Below are 17,350 nucleotides of genomic sequence, written 5' to 3'. Positions count from 1 at the left end.
ACGTTGGAGCCCTAGCTGGCAAACAAGCCCACAAAGGTATCTTCATCACCACCAGTGGCAACAACACCAACGCCATAGAATTTGCTGAAGCCGTCCCCCAAAAAGTCATCCTCATCGATGGACTCCGTCTGGTGGACCTCATGATCGAACACAACGTGGGAGTCTCCACTGAGCGAACCATCGCGATCACACGCCTCGATACCGACTACTTTGAGGAGTCCTAGAGCGAATTCACGAATCCCCTCTCGATTCACAATCAGCATACCGCAATAGCAGTGCAATAGCAGTGCAATAGCAGTGCAGACTGACAAATAATTTCCGACCTGTTACAAATCACTTCTAACTGTTAGAATATTAATCAATACAATCTAATCATACATCGATTGATTAAATCCCCCAAGCACTTCGCAAACAGGCAATTTTTGATCTAGTGGACACCATCAAGTCTGGCCTCAAGAACGGTGATGCCAGCATCGCCCTCCCCGTCATCGAATAGCCTCTACTCCACAACTCCTTCAGAGTTGTTTCACGTCTTATTTCTGCACCTAGGGCAGCGACTGTGTCTCAACTGGCCCTTTGGGCGGTCAATGGTAATTGGTCAATGGACCATCTAGCTCCAGGGTTCGGAATTCTAGATTCAGCAATCAGCAATCAGCAATCAGCATTGCTGTAAATTCTGTCCGGAAAACTCACTGGCTAGAAATTCTGTCTCGCTGAGCCTCTCTCCCATTGACTAGTGACCATTGACTGATAGACCAGCCCCATGTCCGAGCCAGCCATTGCCAGCGCATCTGAACTTTGCGTTAAATACTCACACCACACCGTCCTCGACGGTGCGACTCTTGCTATCCAACCTGGAGAGCGCATTGGTCTTGTTGGTCGTAATGGCTCAGGAAAATCGACCTTCCTCAAGATCTGCGCTGGAGCCGACACCCCAGACTCAGGTGAATACACCACCCGCAACGACCTCGTCACGGGCTACCTGCCACAGAATTTTGAACTCGATGAAGAAGCCACCGTTCTCGAGGCGACACTCGCAGGTGCGCAGCACATTCTCGACCTGCTCGATGCCTATGACAACTGCGACATGGCGTCGCAAGCGGGCGCTGATATTTTGGAAGAAATCAATCACCTCGATGGTTGGAGCGTCGACTCCAGAGCTATCTCGCTACTCACCAACCTTCACGCTCCGGAGTCTGAACGTATTATAAACACCCTCTCCGGTGGAGAAAAGCGCCGAGTCTCACTGGCTCGTGCTCTTCTCGCGCAGCCAGATTTCCTGATCCTCGACGAGCCTACCAACCACCTCGACACTGGCTCTATCGAATGGCTAGAGACATTCCTCTCTCGCTACAATGGCACCTGCCTGTTCGTGACGCACGATCGTTACTTCCTCGATCGCATTGCCACACGGATTGTCGAGATGGCTCAGGGTAAGTGTATTTCCTACCAGGGAAACTACACCGAGTACCTCATCAGCCGCGCCGAACGCATGTCTCAAGAAGCAGTCAACGAGCACAAGCGCCAACGCTTCCTTAAGAAAGAACTCGAATGGGTCAGAAAACGCCCATCGGGCCGCCGCACCAAGTCACGCGACCGGATGGATAAATACTTTGAGGTTGCCGACCAAGAAGCACCAGAAGAAGAAATCGATGTCGATCTCATCATCCCAGCGTGTGGCAAGCTACCGAACCGCGTACTCGACTGCGAAGGCATTACTCAGACAGCTGGCGACCGCACACTTTTCAGGAATTTCGATTTCAAACTAGAGCCTGGCGAACGCGTTGGGATCGTAGGTCGCAATGGCATGGGCAAATCCACGTTGATCAAAACTCTTTTGGGCATGATCGAGCCAGAATCCGGTTCAGTCCACGTAGGCATGCGTACCGACATCAACTATGTTGACCAAAACCGACTCTTGATGGACGATCAAAAATCCGTTTTCGAAGAAGTCGGTGAAGGCCAAGAATACGTCAAGCTCGGCGATGAAACCATCGGCCTGCGCGCCTACCTCCGCCGCTTCCTGTTCGACGATGATCGCATCAACACTAAGATTGAGCTACTTTCAGGCGGTGAACGCTCGCGTGTCATGTTAGCTAAGATCCTCAAACGCGGCGGCAACGTGCTGGTTCTCGACGAACCGACCAACGACCTCGACCTCGCCACTCTGAGATTGCTAGAAGAAGCGCTCGCTCACTTCAAAGGCTCAGTTTTGGTGGTCTCGCACGATCGTTATTTCCTCAACCGAGTCTGCACAGGCATCCTCGCCTTTGAAGACGATGGATCACTCTACTTCTCACCTGGCTCCTACGATTACTATCTTGAAAAGAAAGCCCAGCGCGACAAGCAAGCGAGCAGCTACTCGAAACTCACCACCAGCAAGGACAAGCCCAAGAAGGTGAAGCCGACTGAGAAGCCACGCAAGCTGAAGTGGAGCGAGGAAGAAACGCTCAAAACGATCGAAGGTGACATCCTAGTAGCTGAAGAAGACGTCGCCGCGCAAGAAGCAGTGATTACAGCACCCAACTTCTATGCCGAGCACGCCAGCGACTATCAAGAGTTTGAAAAGAAGCTCAAAGAAGCGAAAGAAAAAGCCACTAAGATCTACGCACTCTGGGAAGAACTAGAAGCAGTGAAGGCGGCTTACGAAGAATATGCGAATAGCTAGTTTCGAAAATGAACTTCCCACGACTACCAAAAAGAGCTGAGAAATTCTTCCTCTCAAGATCGTGGGAGAACCATTTCGACAACGCACGGCTCAAGCGCGGCCAACGACTCTTCTCGAACGAAGACGCCAGCATTGATAACCTCCTAGTCGATGTCGACAGCGCGAGCTTTGCCTTTTTCACAGTCACGGGCTCCTACGCCTACGAAGTAGAAGTCAACTTCACCACCAATGACCGGCTCTACTCGTTTTGTGATTGCCCAGACGAGGAGAAATGCAAGCACATCGCGGCGGCTCTCTATACGTTAGAGAGGCATATTCTAGAAAATCGACCCGAATCTGAGTCCTCGGAATCAACAGCTAGCACAGCTGAAATATCCGTCGATTCCTGGCTCGAAAATTTAACTCAATCCGCCTCTGCTGATTCAGAGGAGGACGCAGAAGACGAATTCCCGCCAAGCTATAAGGACCGCGTCATTTACCTACTAGGTCAGGAAGCTGATTACCAAAATTTAGGACTTCATGCTTACAAAGGCAGACTACAAAAAGACGGCAGTTTCAAGATCACTGCCCACAATGTCCGCACTGATTACCAAGAGTACAATAAGCCGATGTTCATCACAAATTCTGATCTCAGGCTACTCAATCAGATTTCATTGTCGTCTGGGCGTATGTATGGATCATCCTCGATATATATAGATTCCTCGATGTTCGCCAACATTCTACTCGAATGTATCTCTACGGGCCGAGTTATTTTAAGACAGTCAGTATCTGTTCACGATAGAACTACGACCTACTTACCTATAGAGTTAGGTGAAGATCGAGTCCTGTCCCCTAGCTGGTCGAGCACTGCAAACAATGCGCTCAAACCCTCCATCTTGATCGAGCCAGAGCCAGACGAGCTTATTTATAGTACACCAAAAATCTACATCGACCGCAGCCAAAACTCCGTCGGAAAGCTCGATCAAACTCACCCAGACGAGTTTCTCAAGCAATGGTTGTTAGGCCCTAAAATCCCTCAAGATGAGCTAGATAATGTCCAGCAACTCATCGAGAAATCTGCTAATATTACCGGCAGCGAAACACCAGACAAACCCGCGCGCCTAGGCAAGCCGAAACTCAGCACCGCCATCCCCCAACTGCCGAAGCAAAACATTTTAGTAGATCTTACCCCGACTGCTCAGTTTGACATCGAGAGAACAGACGCCAGCTCACCAGCTATCTTGCTGCAGAATAGCCCAGTCTCGAATGTTCTCATCGGCTCACTCAGCTTCAACTACGGCGACCACTCGATAAAAGCCGAACCGTTCGCTGACACCTTCACCGTCACGACTGCGAATGACATCACCACCATTCATCGAGACCAAATACTGGAAAGTAAACTGCTCCGCCAGCTAGAGCACGCGCCAACGCTCAAGCTCTCCAAAGCATTTGATGAAAAGCTCATCAATCAGCCCTATAATGACTCAGTCCTTTTCTCTAAGGCTGACAGCTCCAACACGCATCAATGGGTGGCCTACATCAGTAGCGAGGTGCCGAAACTCGAAGCCGCTGGCTGGACCGTCAACATCGGCAAGCTCGACTACACACTCCTCGATTACGATAGCTTTTACGAAGTCATCTCACAAAACGAACTGAAGACCGAGTGGTTCAGATTCGACCTCGGAGTCGAATACAATGGCGAGAAATTCAGCCTGATCCCCGCACTCGCCAATGCCATCGCATCTGGCATGTACGAGAGCTACGACTTTGACGCAGCCGGCGGTGATCTCCTCGCTATCCCGATCGACAAGAAGAACACCTTCATCAACTTCCCAGCCAAGCGCTTCAAGCTGATCCTCGATAAAGTCCAAGACATTTTCCAACACATCAATGGCGACGGAGAAATCCACATCCCCCAGCTCCGAGCCGCCACATTGGTTGATGACCTCGATCTTGAAAAGTCGAACCAAACACTGACAGAACTCGCAGCCCTAGGAGCCCAACTCAAAAACATCAAGGGGCTACCAAAAACCAGAGTTCCGAAGAACCTCAATGCTGAACTCCGCGACTACCAGATCGAAGGCTTCCGCTGGCTCCAATTCCTCGCCCGCTATAAGCTCCACGGAGTGCTAGCCGACGACATGGGCCTAGGTAAGACGATCCAAGCACTCACCCACATTTTAGCGGAGAAGAATACCAAACGAAACAAGGGCCTCCCCACCCTCGTGGTCGCTCCCACCAGCGTGATACCTAACTGGAGAACCGAGGCTGCAAAGTTCAGCCCCTCGCTCAAGGTCCTGCTCCTCCACGGCAGCGAGCGCCACCTCAATTTCACCCAGATAAAAAATCACGACATCGTCATCACCAGCTACGCCTTGCTCCAGCGTGACCAAGCTCTCCACACCAAGCAACAATACCACATCGCCATTCTCGATGAATCCCAATACATCAAGAACGCCGCGACTAAGACCACCAAGGTTGCCTACAAACTTAAGGCCAACCACCGCATTTGCCTGTCCGGAACCCCGATGGAAAACCACCTTGGCGAGCTGTGGAGCACCTTCAACTTCCTGATGCCTGGTCTGCTCCAGTCTAACAAGGAATTCACATCCACCTTCCGCACTCCGATCGAGCGCCATGGTGACACAGCCAGACAGATTAGCCTCAACCGCCGAGTCGGCCCGCTACTCCTCCGCCGCACCAAGGATGTCGTCGCCAAGGAACTCCCGCCAAAAACTATCATCCCCCATCACATCAGCCTCACTCAGGAGCAAACTGACCTCTATGAGAGCGTGCGAGCCTCGATGGACAAACGCGTCCGCGACGCCATCTCTGACCAAGGCCTCAGCAAATCACAGATAATCATCCTCGATGCACTGCTCAAGCTGCGCCAGATCTGCTGCCACCCACAGCTGCTCAAGCTAAAGGAAGCCCAGAAAATCCAATCCTCAGCCAAGTTAGACTACCTCACCAACCTGCTAGGGACACTCATCGAAGAAGGCAGGCGCATTCTCATCTTCTCCCAGTTCACCACCATGCTAGGAATGATTGAAAAGCACCTCGTAAAGGAGAATATCGCTTTCACTAAGATCACTGGAGCCACTCGCGACCGCGAGGCCCCAGTCGAGAAATTCCAAACAGGCAAGGTCCCCGTCTTCCTCATTTCGCTCAAAGCCGGCGGCACTGGTCTCAACTTAACCGCAGCCGACACTGTCATCCACTACGACCCATGGTGGAACCCAGCAGCTGAGAACCAAGCCACCGACCGCGCCTACAGAATCGGCCAAGACAAACCAGTCTTCGTCCACAAACTCATCTGCCAAGGCACCATCGAAGAACACATCCAAGAGCTCCAAGAAAAGAAAGCAAAGCTCGTAGAATCCCTCCTAGCAGGCTCAACCAACAAGCTCAGCCTAACCACCGAAACTCTCAACGGACTACTAGCCCCGATTGATGTTTAACTAGCAGCCAACCTTTCTCTCCAACCCTTAAAAAAAATGGAAACACGCGTCCACCTACCAGACTCCGAGCCACCCGCTACTATCCGCGAAGTTGTTGCAGCCCTCAAGAAACAAAAGCTCATAGCCAAACACGACAAGCAATCTTGGGGCGACTGGATCAACCTCGATGGCCTCCAAACCGTCATTTCCATCGAATCCATGAGCGGCCTCACCACCTCCGCCACCATCGAGCAAGCCGAAGGCGAAGACGACACCTTCTCATCCATCATCGCCGCATTCAGAAAACTAGGCTGGAGTGGCGAAGACGAAGACGGAAGTTACGCGCTGTAGCGCGAATTAATAATTAACAATTAAGAATGAATAATTCTCAGCATTGCGGCACAGCTCTACTATGAAGCACAATGTGATTCAGGATAAATCCTACGACTTTGCTCTGTGAATTGTGAAACTTAGTCGTTTCCTCAATGAAGAAAAGAACGAGCATGTTCTACCCAAACAAGTCCTAAGATCTGGCACTTCAATCGGAGCTAACATTGAAGAGTCGATTGGAGGACAATCCCATAGAGACTTCATCTCCAAAATGAGCATTGCTTATAAGGAGGCTCGAGAAACACTCTATTGGCTAAGACTTCTCACAAACTCAGACTACCTCAACCGTGATCAGTCAGAATCCATCCAAGGGGAATGTAGAGAGCTCATCAAAATACTCACATCCATTCTAAACACATCTAAACAAAACAAGACCACATAATGCATATTCACCACATCCTCCTACCTGGCTGCAAAGCGGCACTAGCATTGTTAATTATTAATTGTTAATTATTCATTCAAATGTTTCACTTGATCACAATTGGCGGCGGGGCTGCTGGATTTTTTGGTTCTATTACGGCGGCTGAAAGTGGCGCTGAGAGCGTCCTTATGCTTGAGAAATCCTCAAAGCTGCTAGGAAAGGTGAAAATCTCTGGCGGGGGGCGCTGTAATGTCACCCACCATTGCTTTGACCCCAAAGAGCTCAGCAAGAACTACCCACGCGGAGAGAAATCTCTGATTGGTCCGCTGCACCGATGGGGCGCGCAGGACACTGTGGATTGGTTCCAGTCCCGCGGGGTGGAACTCAAGACTGAGGCGGATGGTCGGATGTTCCCCATCACTGATGATTCTCAAACCATCATCGATTGCCTCACCAAGGCTGCTAGAGATGCCGGAGTGAAGATCGAGACCTCCAATGGAGTAGCATCGGTCGAGCAGTTAAGCGACGACGAGTCCGATAGCGCTCGCTTCATCGTGCACACCGACAAGGGTGAGAGCCATCGGACACGTTGTATTTTATTAGCCACAGGCGGCACGCGCTTGGCCGCGGGTGCTAAACTAGCCGAACATCTAGGCCATCAGTTAGAGCCAGCCATTCCCTCACTGTTTACCTTTAAAATCACCCACCCTCTGCTTAAAGATCTACCCGGAGTAGCAGTTGCCGATACGGCAGTCTCTGTGGAAAAATCAAGACTCAACTCCCGCGGCCCCTTGCTCATCACTCATTGGGGCGTGAGCGGCCCTGGAATATTGAGGCTTTCAGCTTGGGGCGCCAGAGAGCTATCAAAGCTCGATTACAAATTCACCCTCGTCGTCAACTGGCTACCAGACACTGACGCGACCACCACGATCATTCAACTAAGATCAGATTGGGGTAAACGCCAACTTTCTACCCGTTGCCCCTTTGAAGCTATTTCAAAAAGACTCTGGGCCAGAATGTTAGAAGTCGCAGGAATTCCAGAAACACAGATTTGGTCCCAGCTTTCAAAAGCACACACTCAGGCTCTGAGTATACTGCTCAACAACTGTCGCCTTCCTGTCGACGGCAAGAGTATCAACAAAGATGAGTTCGTCACCGCTGGTGGCGTGGAACTTAAAGAAATCAACCTCAAGTCCATGCAGAGTAAACTTAGCCCTGGCCTCTATTTTTCCGGAGAAGTGATGAATGTAGACGGCATCACTGGTGGATTCAATTTCCAGAATGCCTGGATGAGCGGTCACCACGCTGGTTGCGCTATTGCTGAAGACTACTAAGCTACCAGATCCTCTAGGCCCCTTTTATCACCCACATGGTTTCCCCACCATGTGGGTCTTTTTTGCCCTCATCCCACTTTTTTAAAAAGTTTTCCTATTTCCTGCACATCCTTATCAGGATGAATACTGAAAGACTAGCCATCCTAGTCAATTAAGTCTCTCTATTCCTTCTAAAATAAGTCACTATCAACTAACTTTCTAGGATTTATTGAACTTCAATCTTTACAAATGAATCTTTTTAATAAAGTGTGATTCTTGTTATGAAACAATTTGCCCTCGTTACTGCAGCCGTCGTTGGATCGCTGAGCCAAATGGCTCCAGCCGCCAGCGAAACCGACACATTGCGCAACCGCTGCGCTACCCAAGATCGTCAGATCACAGAGCTTGAGAAAGAGATCGACTCACTGCACGCGCTCTTGGCTAAAAATAATGCTTCACCACAGCGCCTAGCATTCGCAGCACCGGCGCCAACAAATACGATCAACTACAAGGTCGCCAAAGGTGACAGCCTGAGCAAAATCGCTCGAAAGCATGGTGTAGCACTCAATACATTGATGGCCGCGAACAATGGCATCAATCCTAACAAGCTTCGTATTGGACAGACTGTCCATGTTCCAAGCTCAGCTACGGTTACGAAAAAAGCACCAGCAAAAGCGACTCCTATCGCGAAGGCTGAAATCCTCCCAGCACCCATCCCCGCTGCAACACACGCGGAGGTTCCAAAAGCTATCGTGAACACAAAGGACTATGTTGTTCAAAAAGGCGACACCCTCTACGGAATCGCTCGTAAGAACAACACTAGCGTTGCTAACATTCTCGAACAAAATCAAGGACTCGATCCACGTAAACTTCGCCCCGGCCAAAGCATTGCAATTGCTACTGCGCAGTCTAGTTCCGTAACAAAAAAGACTCCAACAGTTGCAAAACAAGCGGCTAAGCCAGTGCCAGCAGTCGAAAAGGAAACCCCTGAGAAAAAGGTTGCTAAATCAGCTCCAGCTAAACAGTCAACTCAACAAGTAAAGCACGCACCAAAGCAATCTAAAGTGCGCACGGTTTCAGTGACACGCCAGATGACCTTTGGAGAGTTTGCATCTACCTATGGAGCAACAGTTGAGCAGATCAACGTGATGAACGGCCTCAAACTCACCAAGAGCACCGTCCTCGCACAGGGATCCGAACTCTACATCCCTGGCAACCAGCACTGAGCTAGTTCATATTTTAAAAACGAAGGCAGCGCTCAGAAGTTTCGACTTCTGGGCGCTCTTTGTATACAAAAACACCATGGAAACATTCAAACTCAACGAGAGGTTAGAAAAAGGCGGTATCGATTTTGGCTGCCACGGTATCTGCCGCATGTTGCTCAAAAATAATAGCCATTTTCTCTGGTTCATATTGGTGCCTGAGATTGACCCTTCGATCACCGAAATTCACCAACTCAGCGAAGCCCAGTATGATTCGATCAATCACAGCACACGCTTCGTCGCTGGCTTCTTGTCCGATCGCTTTAGCCCAGAAAAAATCAATGTCGGCAACATTGGTAATGTTATAAGACAAATGCATATCCATGTGATTGGAAGAATCTCTAGCGATCCAGCATGGCCTAGCGTCGTTTGGGCCTGCTCAGAAAAGCAGCCCTACTCAGAAGTTCGTATTGCCGAGATTAAATCCCTCTATAGCGCATATAGTGGTGAGAATAACCTCTAATTGTTAGTTCGTCATTTGGTGGCGTGCTCCCATTTTCAACAAACTCTTATACAGCACTTAACCAGTTCCCGCCAGTTGCACTAACACCTCACCTCCGAGGACTAAAGGATTCAGAGCACTCAATCTTCAGCTTGTTGACAGGAATTAGCCACATAGAACATACTTAAAGGCTCTAGAAGATTCACATTCTAGGAAACTACTATCCCCCAAGTAGTGTCCATGAAAATCAAACCCACCATAACTGCAGGCTTGGCTTGTCTATGTGTTTATTACGCACATCAGCAAGAACAACCAGCTGCGCCTGTAATTTCTCCAGCTGATCCTACGCTTGAGACGCTGGATACTCAGACTATAGCCTCGGCTACCAGTATTACTTCACTCAGTACTCAGCCGAGTTCTGAGGAAGCTGTTGAAAGTCCGCTCGAGGTGGCCACGAGTACAGCTCACACACTTGATTCATCTCGACTCAGCAATGGAGCCTTCAAATCCATGGATACGAGACTGAAGTATGTCGCTGCGCTAGATAACCATGCTCAAGAAACCCTAAAAAACGCTACAGTTAGAGCTGAGTCGATGGGTCTAATCACCCGCGGTCGTACGGTCGGTGGTATGGAATACCAACTTGCTGGATTCGAGGGTAAGCTTCCGCTCTACCGAGCAACCAACAACGAGAATGCAGCCATCACAAATGCGGCATCCCTCATCAACACCCCGTCGTCACTGTACAATTTACAAGGAGGTGGTATGCACGCTGGGATATGGGATAGTAATGCTTGCAGAACTAGCCACCAAGAGTTTGGCGGACGTGTTCAGAAAATTGACTCCGCAAGCCTACTTTCCTACCACCATACGCACGTGAGTGGTACCATTCTCGGAAATGGTAGCCAAAGCAATGCTCGAGGAATGGCTCCTATGGGCCAGCTTACCAGTCACGATTGGAATTCCGACTTCGCAGAGATGGCGAACGAAGCGGCGGCTAGCGAGAATGCAGTCGCCTCCATCACCACATCTAATCATTCATATGGCTACCTAGCCGGCTGGGCCTATGTCAATATTTCAGGAACCACAGCCTGGCACTGGATGGGTGATGGAACAACAGACACAGAACACGAAACATTTGGTAACTATAATAGCGGCGCAAGAACCCTCGATAATATCTGTGTCGCAGCTCCCTATTTTCTCCCCTTCTGGCTGCTGGAAACGACCGCAACGACGGGCCTAACAATAACGCACGGATATACCTATGGAATGGCTTTCAGTGGCAAAGAAGCCGCTACAAACCAGACAGCCACCCACCACGCGAGCTCGACCTTCAATACGACACCATTGCCGGCGAAGCGGTCGCAAAGAACATCATGACTGTGGGGGCGGTCAGCGATGCTGTCAGTTCGGGTTCACGAGACCTTCAACAAGCCAACATCACAATCTTCAGCAGCTGGGGACCAACCGATGACGGACGCATCAAGCCGGATATTGTCGCAAATGGCGACTCTCTGACCTCTGCAGACTCAAGCAGTGACACCAGCTACCTCACACTCAGCGGCACATCCATGTCGACTCCTAGCGCCATGGGAGCCGCCATGCTGATCCAGCAACGCTACGCACAAATCAACTCTTACAAAAGAATGCCGTCTAGCTTACAGAAGGCTCTGATTCTTCACTCGGCAGATGACCTTGGCAATCCGGGTCCAGACTATAGCTATGGCTGGGGGCTAATGAATGCTAAGGCCGCTGTTGAATTGCTAGATAAACACGAGGCTTCTCCTAGTCTAGAACACCTCAGCGTCATAAATCTGAATGATGGCTCCAGCCACCAAAGGCAGTTTCAATGGGATGGTAGCTCTAGCGAGATACGCATCACTCTTTGCTGGACTGACCCAGTGCCAGCATCAGCGATCTATGGAATCGACAACCCGCAATCGGCACTGGTCAACGATCTAGACATCCGCCTCACCAGCCCAACTGGTGAAACAACCCTACCATGGATACTAGACCCTACTGCCCCCAGCGCCAGTGCGACACGCGGTGACAACACCCGCGACAATGTAGAACAAATTATACTCAATCTCCCTGTTGCGGGAAACTACACTCTCAGCGTCAACCATAAAGGCACCCTCACTGGTGGCAATCAGGTCTGTAGCATCATCATCGATGGCCATAAAATCGGTCCTCACGCACAATGGGAATTTGATCAAATCCAAGATCTCAATGTCGCCGATACTGGTGGGAGCCATTTCGACGGCACCTTATCCTCCTCCGGTGCTAGCCCGATCCAAGGAATGAGGGGGCAAGGCCTATACCTCGATGGAATCCAAGGTTCTGTGACCATCCCTCCACTTAATTTGGTAAACCCACAAACGACTCTCACAGCATGGGTCAAGCTTAACAGATCACAAGATCCTGATGTAGCTATCCTATACAACGGATCAAACAATCTATCCTCCGGACTCACTATAAAAAATGGTAATTCCCTAGCCTATCAATGGAATGCAGGAGCTAGCGACACAGCCACATTAAGCAGCTTAACTCTACCTTCTGAGCAATGGTGTTTCATCGCACTCGTTATCCACCCCACTCAGACCACTCTCTACTTGCACGACGGAACATCGATGCATTCTTCGATCCACCAAGTAAATAACTCAGCGAGCAACTTCAGTGACTCTAGCTCTATTGGCTGGGACGGAGTAAGTCCGTACCGACTCGATGCCTGTCTCGATGAAATTAGAATCTATCAAAGAGCTCTCCCTCCAGATGAGTTGTTAGATGTTTACTATGCTGGGCTTTCAGACGTCAGCCGCCATGCCTACGATGAAGGACTTGTCGGAGAAGACTTAGAGCCACTTGCGGATGCTGACGGAGATGGCGTCAGTAACCTCGTTGAGTACGTGCTGGGATCCAGCCTAACAACTCCCAACTCCCCGATTACGACAAGCTACTCAGAAGGTTTGCTCACACTCAATTTCACTGACATGAACCGCCCGGGGTTCATCATCATACCTGAGTGGTCAGATGACCTTATTCAGTGGTCGTCCACAGGATTCATTATCAGCAATGAAGGTGCCAGTATTGGGGCTACTGGCGACCAGATGTTTGTTAGGCTCCGCGTAACTAGCCAATGAAAATAGCTTCTATAGAAATAGAGCGCATGGCTAAGGCATTGACAAACCCAGATAAATCGCTAGGCAGAACATATAAATCTTATTCAACCAACTCGTAATCGACGTAGCGAGCGTGCATCATGCGCGGTTGAGTAGGCTTGTATTGTTTTCTCACCCGCCCTGCTGATGCACGCTGCACGCAGGGCTTTTTTGTGCCCATTTTTTTGGCTCCTGACCGGATGCCAACGAGTAATTCATTTGAATACTCGTCCTAAAAATTTCATCTCAAATTCTATTTTGAAACTTCAAAAACAATAGCTCGTCGAGGCTGGATGGCAACAAACTCCATTGCTCGACACCATCTATCAGCACGCAATCCAGCTGATAGATCAAAAAAACATTACAGAACTCAGCTACCTCATAAAGCACCTCAAGTGTGACTTTCCGGGTAGCCATGGCTCGTTGACAATGCAGCAAACTCCAGCCCCCCTGAGTCTGGCGATCCAAGCAAACTCAAAGGAAGCAATCAAGAACCTCGCGAAATCTCAAAAGCAAATGGAACAACTCCTTTGCTGTCCAGTGATCGAGCGTGGAGTATTGATGCCTGATGCCTGCCCAGCGGGAAATACTCCTGCCGTCATTCCTGTCTGTGGCGTGATCGCAGTAAAGAATGCCATCATTCCAGCGGCTCATAGTGCCGACATCTGCTGTTCACTCCACGCCAGCTTCTTTGTGAGCGAACTGGATACCACAAGCATTATGGATACTCTGCAGTCAGTGACTCGGTTTGGCCCGGGTGGCAGACCCAAGTCAGATCAAGTCCAACACGATTGGATTCACTCAAGTGAGTCATATTGACCCGACATTTTGTCACTCCACTGGGTTATTGTGTCACATTATTACTATGTAACAAAAATGACACACCACCAAAAGTAACCGTAACTCACTCAAAATAGGCAAATAAAACAAACTGATCTCAAATTGGCACACAAGCTGCAACTATGATTGTAGAACAAAAATAAAATATGAGAACATTATCACCATTCACAACACGTAGCCTCTTCAACGAACTCAACATCTTCTTCGAGGAAAGTCCACAAGCACACCAACTCTATACCACAGACGATGGCTGGGCCGTACGAGTTGACCTGCCGGGATTTGAGAAATCTGATCTTGAACTCCATTTCGAAGACCGAGCCCTGCATCTGATCGCAGAAAAGCCAGAAGGCTCAGAAAGCACAAGGCCAACAGCACACCACAAATTTGCACTAGGCGAGGAAGTCGACAGCCTATCGATCACCGCTAAACTCGAAAATGGTGTCCTAGAGGTCAGCCTGCCACGTAAAGAAGAAGTGGCCAACAATAAGCATATCACCATTCAGTAAGAACAAATTTAACCAAATAAATCCGATGATAGAACACACAAACAGATCCAGCAAAGAAAGCACTCCATCCACAGCACGTGCGCAGTACAAATCCACGACTACCAAGCTCGGAATATTGGTCTCAGTCGACCTTCCTGGCGTCGCTAAGCAAGACGTCACGATCACCAGCACCAAGCAACAACTAAAGATTCAGGCGCAACGTAGCGACTCCACACCTGAGGAGTGGAATCTCGTCAATAACAGCACGCGGCCAACAAACTATCAGCTGGTGCTCAACATCCACCCAGACCTCGACCTCAATAAAACTTCGGCTTCTGTTGATAATGGAGTCCTCAGTATCCAGATCGACCGACGAGACGAAAGCCTGCCGCGGCAAATCCAGATCGACCAATAATCAACACAGCGCCAGAAAGCGCAATCAACCATTTTCATTGTGTAGGTAGAGTAAGTCTCCCACATCCTCGAGTGAGGGTGTGGGAGCATTCGCTTTTACAATACTTGGAACGAGAAAACAGGCAAATGCTGGAGTCATTCCTTGAGAATTCAAGGCACAACAAAGGAGCGGTGCGCTCACAGTGACTGAGGAGAAACGTAGAATCCTCAAGCAAGCGCCCAGTATTTCATTTCCTACGCGAAGCACTATCAACAAAACCTAAAAAACAACAGTTATCTCTTTTATTGCTCCAAGTGGTATTAAACTTCACAAATGAGGCTCAAGGCCATACACCCGCGATATACCCTTTCGACAAAGCCGCAAACTGCTCCACAAAAGGCTGTTTCCTGAGCGTGTGCCTAGCATATTCAACATCAACACTTTAAACTACTCAAATCCTATGGAACCCGTAGAAGAATTCACCAAAGTAGAATCCATTTTCGTCCGCAAGCGCAATGCGCTAATGGTGTGTGGTCAATTCACGCCGATTTTCACCGACTATTACATCCACTTGATGGAGAACCAGCTGCGCCACAAAGAACAGCTCGACACAATCATCAAAGATAAGCTCGCATTCCTCACCCTCCACTTGGTCGCTCGTCCATGGGCTGAAACCATCGCTTGGACAGTCAACTTACGCGCGCCACGCGTCAACTTTTTCGTCACTGGTAGCTCAGTAGAGGAAAACATCACCGGCCACCTCTTCACTGAAAACGTCAAAGAATCTGACCGAAACATCCTCTACAGCCAGACACTGGTTAAAGGTGCTGAAGGCCGGAAGTCTACTGTCGAGCTCGATGATAATGATCCAGCTAAATGGGTGGAAACCTATTATGTGCAAAGTGAGCAACGCCCAGCACGCGCATTCCGTCTGCCAGATGAGAACTTCGTCCTGATCGCTGCCCAGCCGGATTGTGACCTTGAATGGCTCGAAGCTCTCACCACCGAAGATGTCGAAAAAATCATGGTCGAGGAACAAACCAAAGTCCTCGAGACACGCAAGTTCCGCTTCCACTGTGGTTGTGCCCCCGATCGTTTCCTTCCGGCACTCGCTCAATACAAAGACAACAAAGAAGAACTCTTCCAGGGAGATCCAGAGGTCGAGATCACCTGCCCACGCTGCGGCTCCAAACACGTCATCACCCCAGATATGCTGTAGAAAAGGCAAAGCCTTTTTTACTGTTAGCTCCCACTTCACACTTATAACTCCCCACTTATCACTTTAAAGTCATGTCCGTTCACGACACATTCACACAATACGTAATGCCGACCTACGGTCGGTTCCCTCTTGTCCCTGAGAAGGCTGAGGGCTCATGGCTCTGGGACGACCAGGGCAACAAGTACCTCGACTTCTGCACCGGCATCGCCGTGTGCTCCATCGGCCACTGCCACCCGCGTCTCGTAACAGCAATCCAACAACAGGCTAGCAAGTTGATGCATTGCTCAAATCTCTACGAGATTCCTCAACAAGCTGAGCTAGCGAAAACCATCGTCGAGAACTTCGTCAAAATCCCCGGCAAAGTTTTCTTCTCGAACTCAGGCGCTGAGGCCAATGAAGGCCTGATCAAACTCGCCCGTAAATTTGGCAATTCTAAGCCGAGCACCGACGGCACCCCTAGGCCTGAAGTCATCACCTTCAGAAATTCCTTCCACGGCAGAACCATGGCCACACTCACTGCCACTGGCCAAGATGCTATCCAAAAAGGATTTGCCCCGATCCTTCCCGGTATCAACTACGCTATCTACAATGATCTCGATTCCGTCAAAGCTCAGATCACTGACAAGACTGCAGCAATCCTGCTAGAGCCAATTCAAGGCGAAGGTGGAATTTTCTCTGCAACAGCAGAATTCCTCAATGGACTCGCAGCTCTTTGTAAGGACCACGATCTTTTACTGATGCTCGATGAAGTGCAAGCTGGCTTCGGCAGACTCGGCCACGACATGGCATGGAGAGCTATTGCTCCAGACGTGCAGCCCGATGCTATCTCCTGGGCCAAAGGCATGGGCGGCGGTTTCCCAGTCGGTGCCTTCTGGGTCAGTGATAGAGCAATCTCTGACGGTGTCACACTGAGCAGCCAACTAGGCCCTAGAACTCATGGTTCCACCTACGGCGGAAACCCGCTGGCATGCGCAGCATCCCTTGCAGTTCTAGCGGAAATCAAAGAGGCTAAGCTCAACGACAATGTCATCGCAAGAGAGCAACAAATCAGAGCAACACTTGCCGAGTGGAACCACCCAGCAATCAAGGAGCTCAGAGGTAAAGGCCTGATGTTAGGCTTCGCTCTCGAACCTTCTGCGATCAAGACTGCTGAGGGCGTGACTCCAGCTCTTGCTCTGGTACTCAAACTCACTGAAAAAGGTATGCTCACAGTACCAGCCGGCGCAGAGACTCTCCGGTGGCTGCCTGCGCTTAATGTGAGCCAGCAAGAAGTCGAACATGCGCTGGCCCTCCTCAAAGAGGCTCTCGACGAGTTAGCTGCGTAACCGCACTCACCAATCAACACAAAGGCCCAGCGTGATTCGAATCACACTGGGCCTTTTTTTTGAAATTTTAAGAG

15 protein-coding genes are annotated in these 17,350 nt (G+C 49.8%); all 15 read left to right on the top strand.

The features are described from left to right. Window positions 1–224, top strand: a 224-nt coding sequence (locus BSZ32_RS14255) for a restriction endonuclease (protein WP_206018865.1), incomplete at its 5' end; no start/stop codon positions are given. A 539-nt stretch (window positions 225–763) separates the two neighbouring features. Next, entirely contained in the window at window positions 764–2,668 is a 1,905-nt protein-coding gene (locus tag BSZ32_RS14250) for an ABC-F family ATP-binding cassette domain-containing protein (RefSeq protein ID WP_105044037.1), read from the top strand. Between the two features lie 8 nt (window positions 2,669–2,676). Next, the gene (locus tag BSZ32_RS14245; RefSeq protein WP_105044036.1) at window positions 2,677–6,108 is read left to right on the top strand and encodes a DEAD/DEAH box helicase; all 3,432 of its coding nucleotides are present in this window, start codon (window positions 2,677–2,679) and stop codon (window positions 6,106–6,108) included. Between the two features lie 36 nt (window positions 6,109–6,144). Then, complete coding sequence (locus tag BSZ32_RS14240) at window positions 6,145–6,438, top strand: hypothetical protein (RefSeq protein WP_105044035.1); 294 nt, start codon at window positions 6,145–6,147, stop codon at window positions 6,436–6,438. A gap of 112 nt (window positions 6,439–6,550) precedes the next feature. Further along, window positions 6,551–6,859 carry a four helix bundle protein gene (locus BSZ32_RS14235; protein WP_206018864.1) on the top strand — a complete coding sequence of 103 codons (309 nt, stop codon included), beginning with the start codon at window positions 6,551–6,553 and terminating at the stop codon, window positions 6,857–6,859. 80 nt (window positions 6,860–6,939) lie between these two features. After that, a complete protein-coding gene (locus BSZ32_RS14230; RefSeq protein WP_105044034.1) occupies window positions 6,940–8,172 on the top strand; it encodes a BaiN/RdsA family NAD(P)/FAD-dependent oxidoreductase in 1,233 nt (410 codons plus the stop codon). A 260-nt stretch (window positions 8,173–8,432) separates the two neighbouring features. Then, window positions 8,433–9,377, top strand: coding sequence for a LysM peptidoglycan-binding domain-containing protein (locus BSZ32_RS14225; RefSeq protein ID WP_105044033.1), 945 nt, complete (start codon window positions 8,433–8,435; stop codon window positions 9,375–9,377). 76 nt (window positions 9,378–9,453) lie between these two features. Then, window positions 9,454–9,876: an HIT domain-containing protein gene (locus BSZ32_RS14220; protein ID WP_105044032.1), complete on the top strand. Its 423-nt coding sequence runs from the start codon at window positions 9,454–9,456 to the stop codon at window positions 9,874–9,876. Window positions 9,877–10,095: 219 nt separating this feature from the next. Then, a complete protein-coding gene (locus tag BSZ32_RS14215) occupies window positions 10,096–11,235 on the top strand; it encodes a S8 family peptidase (protein ID WP_105044031.1) in 1,140 nt (379 codons plus the stop codon). After that, window positions 11,232–12,995, top strand: a complete 1,764-nt coding sequence (locus BSZ32_RS14210) for a LamG-like jellyroll fold domain-containing protein (RefSeq protein ID WP_105044030.1) — start codon at window positions 11,232–11,234, stop codon at window positions 12,993–12,995. Before BSZ32_RS14215 ends, BSZ32_RS14210 begins: the two co-directional genes overlap by 4 nt. 327 nt (window positions 12,996–13,322) lie before the next feature. Continuing rightward, entirely contained in the window at window positions 13,323–13,832 is a 510-nt protein-coding gene (locus tag BSZ32_RS14205; protein WP_105044029.1) for a hypothetical protein, read from the top strand. A 167-nt stretch (window positions 13,833–13,999) separates the two neighbouring features. Beyond that, window positions 14,000–14,359, top strand: coding sequence for an Hsp20/alpha crystallin family protein (locus BSZ32_RS14200; protein WP_105044028.1), 360 nt, complete (start codon window positions 14,000–14,002; stop codon window positions 14,357–14,359). A 25-nt stretch (window positions 14,360–14,384) separates the two neighbouring features. Beyond that, window positions 14,385–14,753, top strand: a complete 369-nt coding sequence (locus BSZ32_RS14195) for an Hsp20/alpha crystallin family protein (protein WP_105044027.1) — start codon at window positions 14,385–14,387, stop codon at window positions 14,751–14,753. A gap of 439 nt (window positions 14,754–15,192) precedes the next feature. Further along, window positions 15,193–15,951, top strand: a complete 759-nt coding sequence (locus BSZ32_RS14190) for an Hsp33 family molecular chaperone HslO (protein ID WP_105044026.1) — start codon at window positions 15,193–15,195, stop codon at window positions 15,949–15,951. 71 nt (window positions 15,952–16,022) lie between these two features. Next, window positions 16,023–17,276 carry an aspartate aminotransferase family protein gene (locus BSZ32_RS14185; RefSeq protein WP_105044025.1) on the top strand — a complete coding sequence of 418 codons (1,254 nt, stop codon included), beginning with the start codon at window positions 16,023–16,025 and terminating at the stop codon, window positions 17,274–17,276. Window positions 17,277–17,350: the final 74 nt, after the last annotated feature.

Origin of the sequence: Rubritalea profundi (assembly GCF_002954445.1) — a bacterium.
Taxonomy (GTDB): domain Bacteria; phylum Verrucomicrobiota; class Verrucomicrobiia; order Verrucomicrobiales; family Akkermansiaceae; genus Rubritalea; species Rubritalea profundi.
This window is presented reverse-complemented; position numbering and strand designations above follow the sequence as displayed.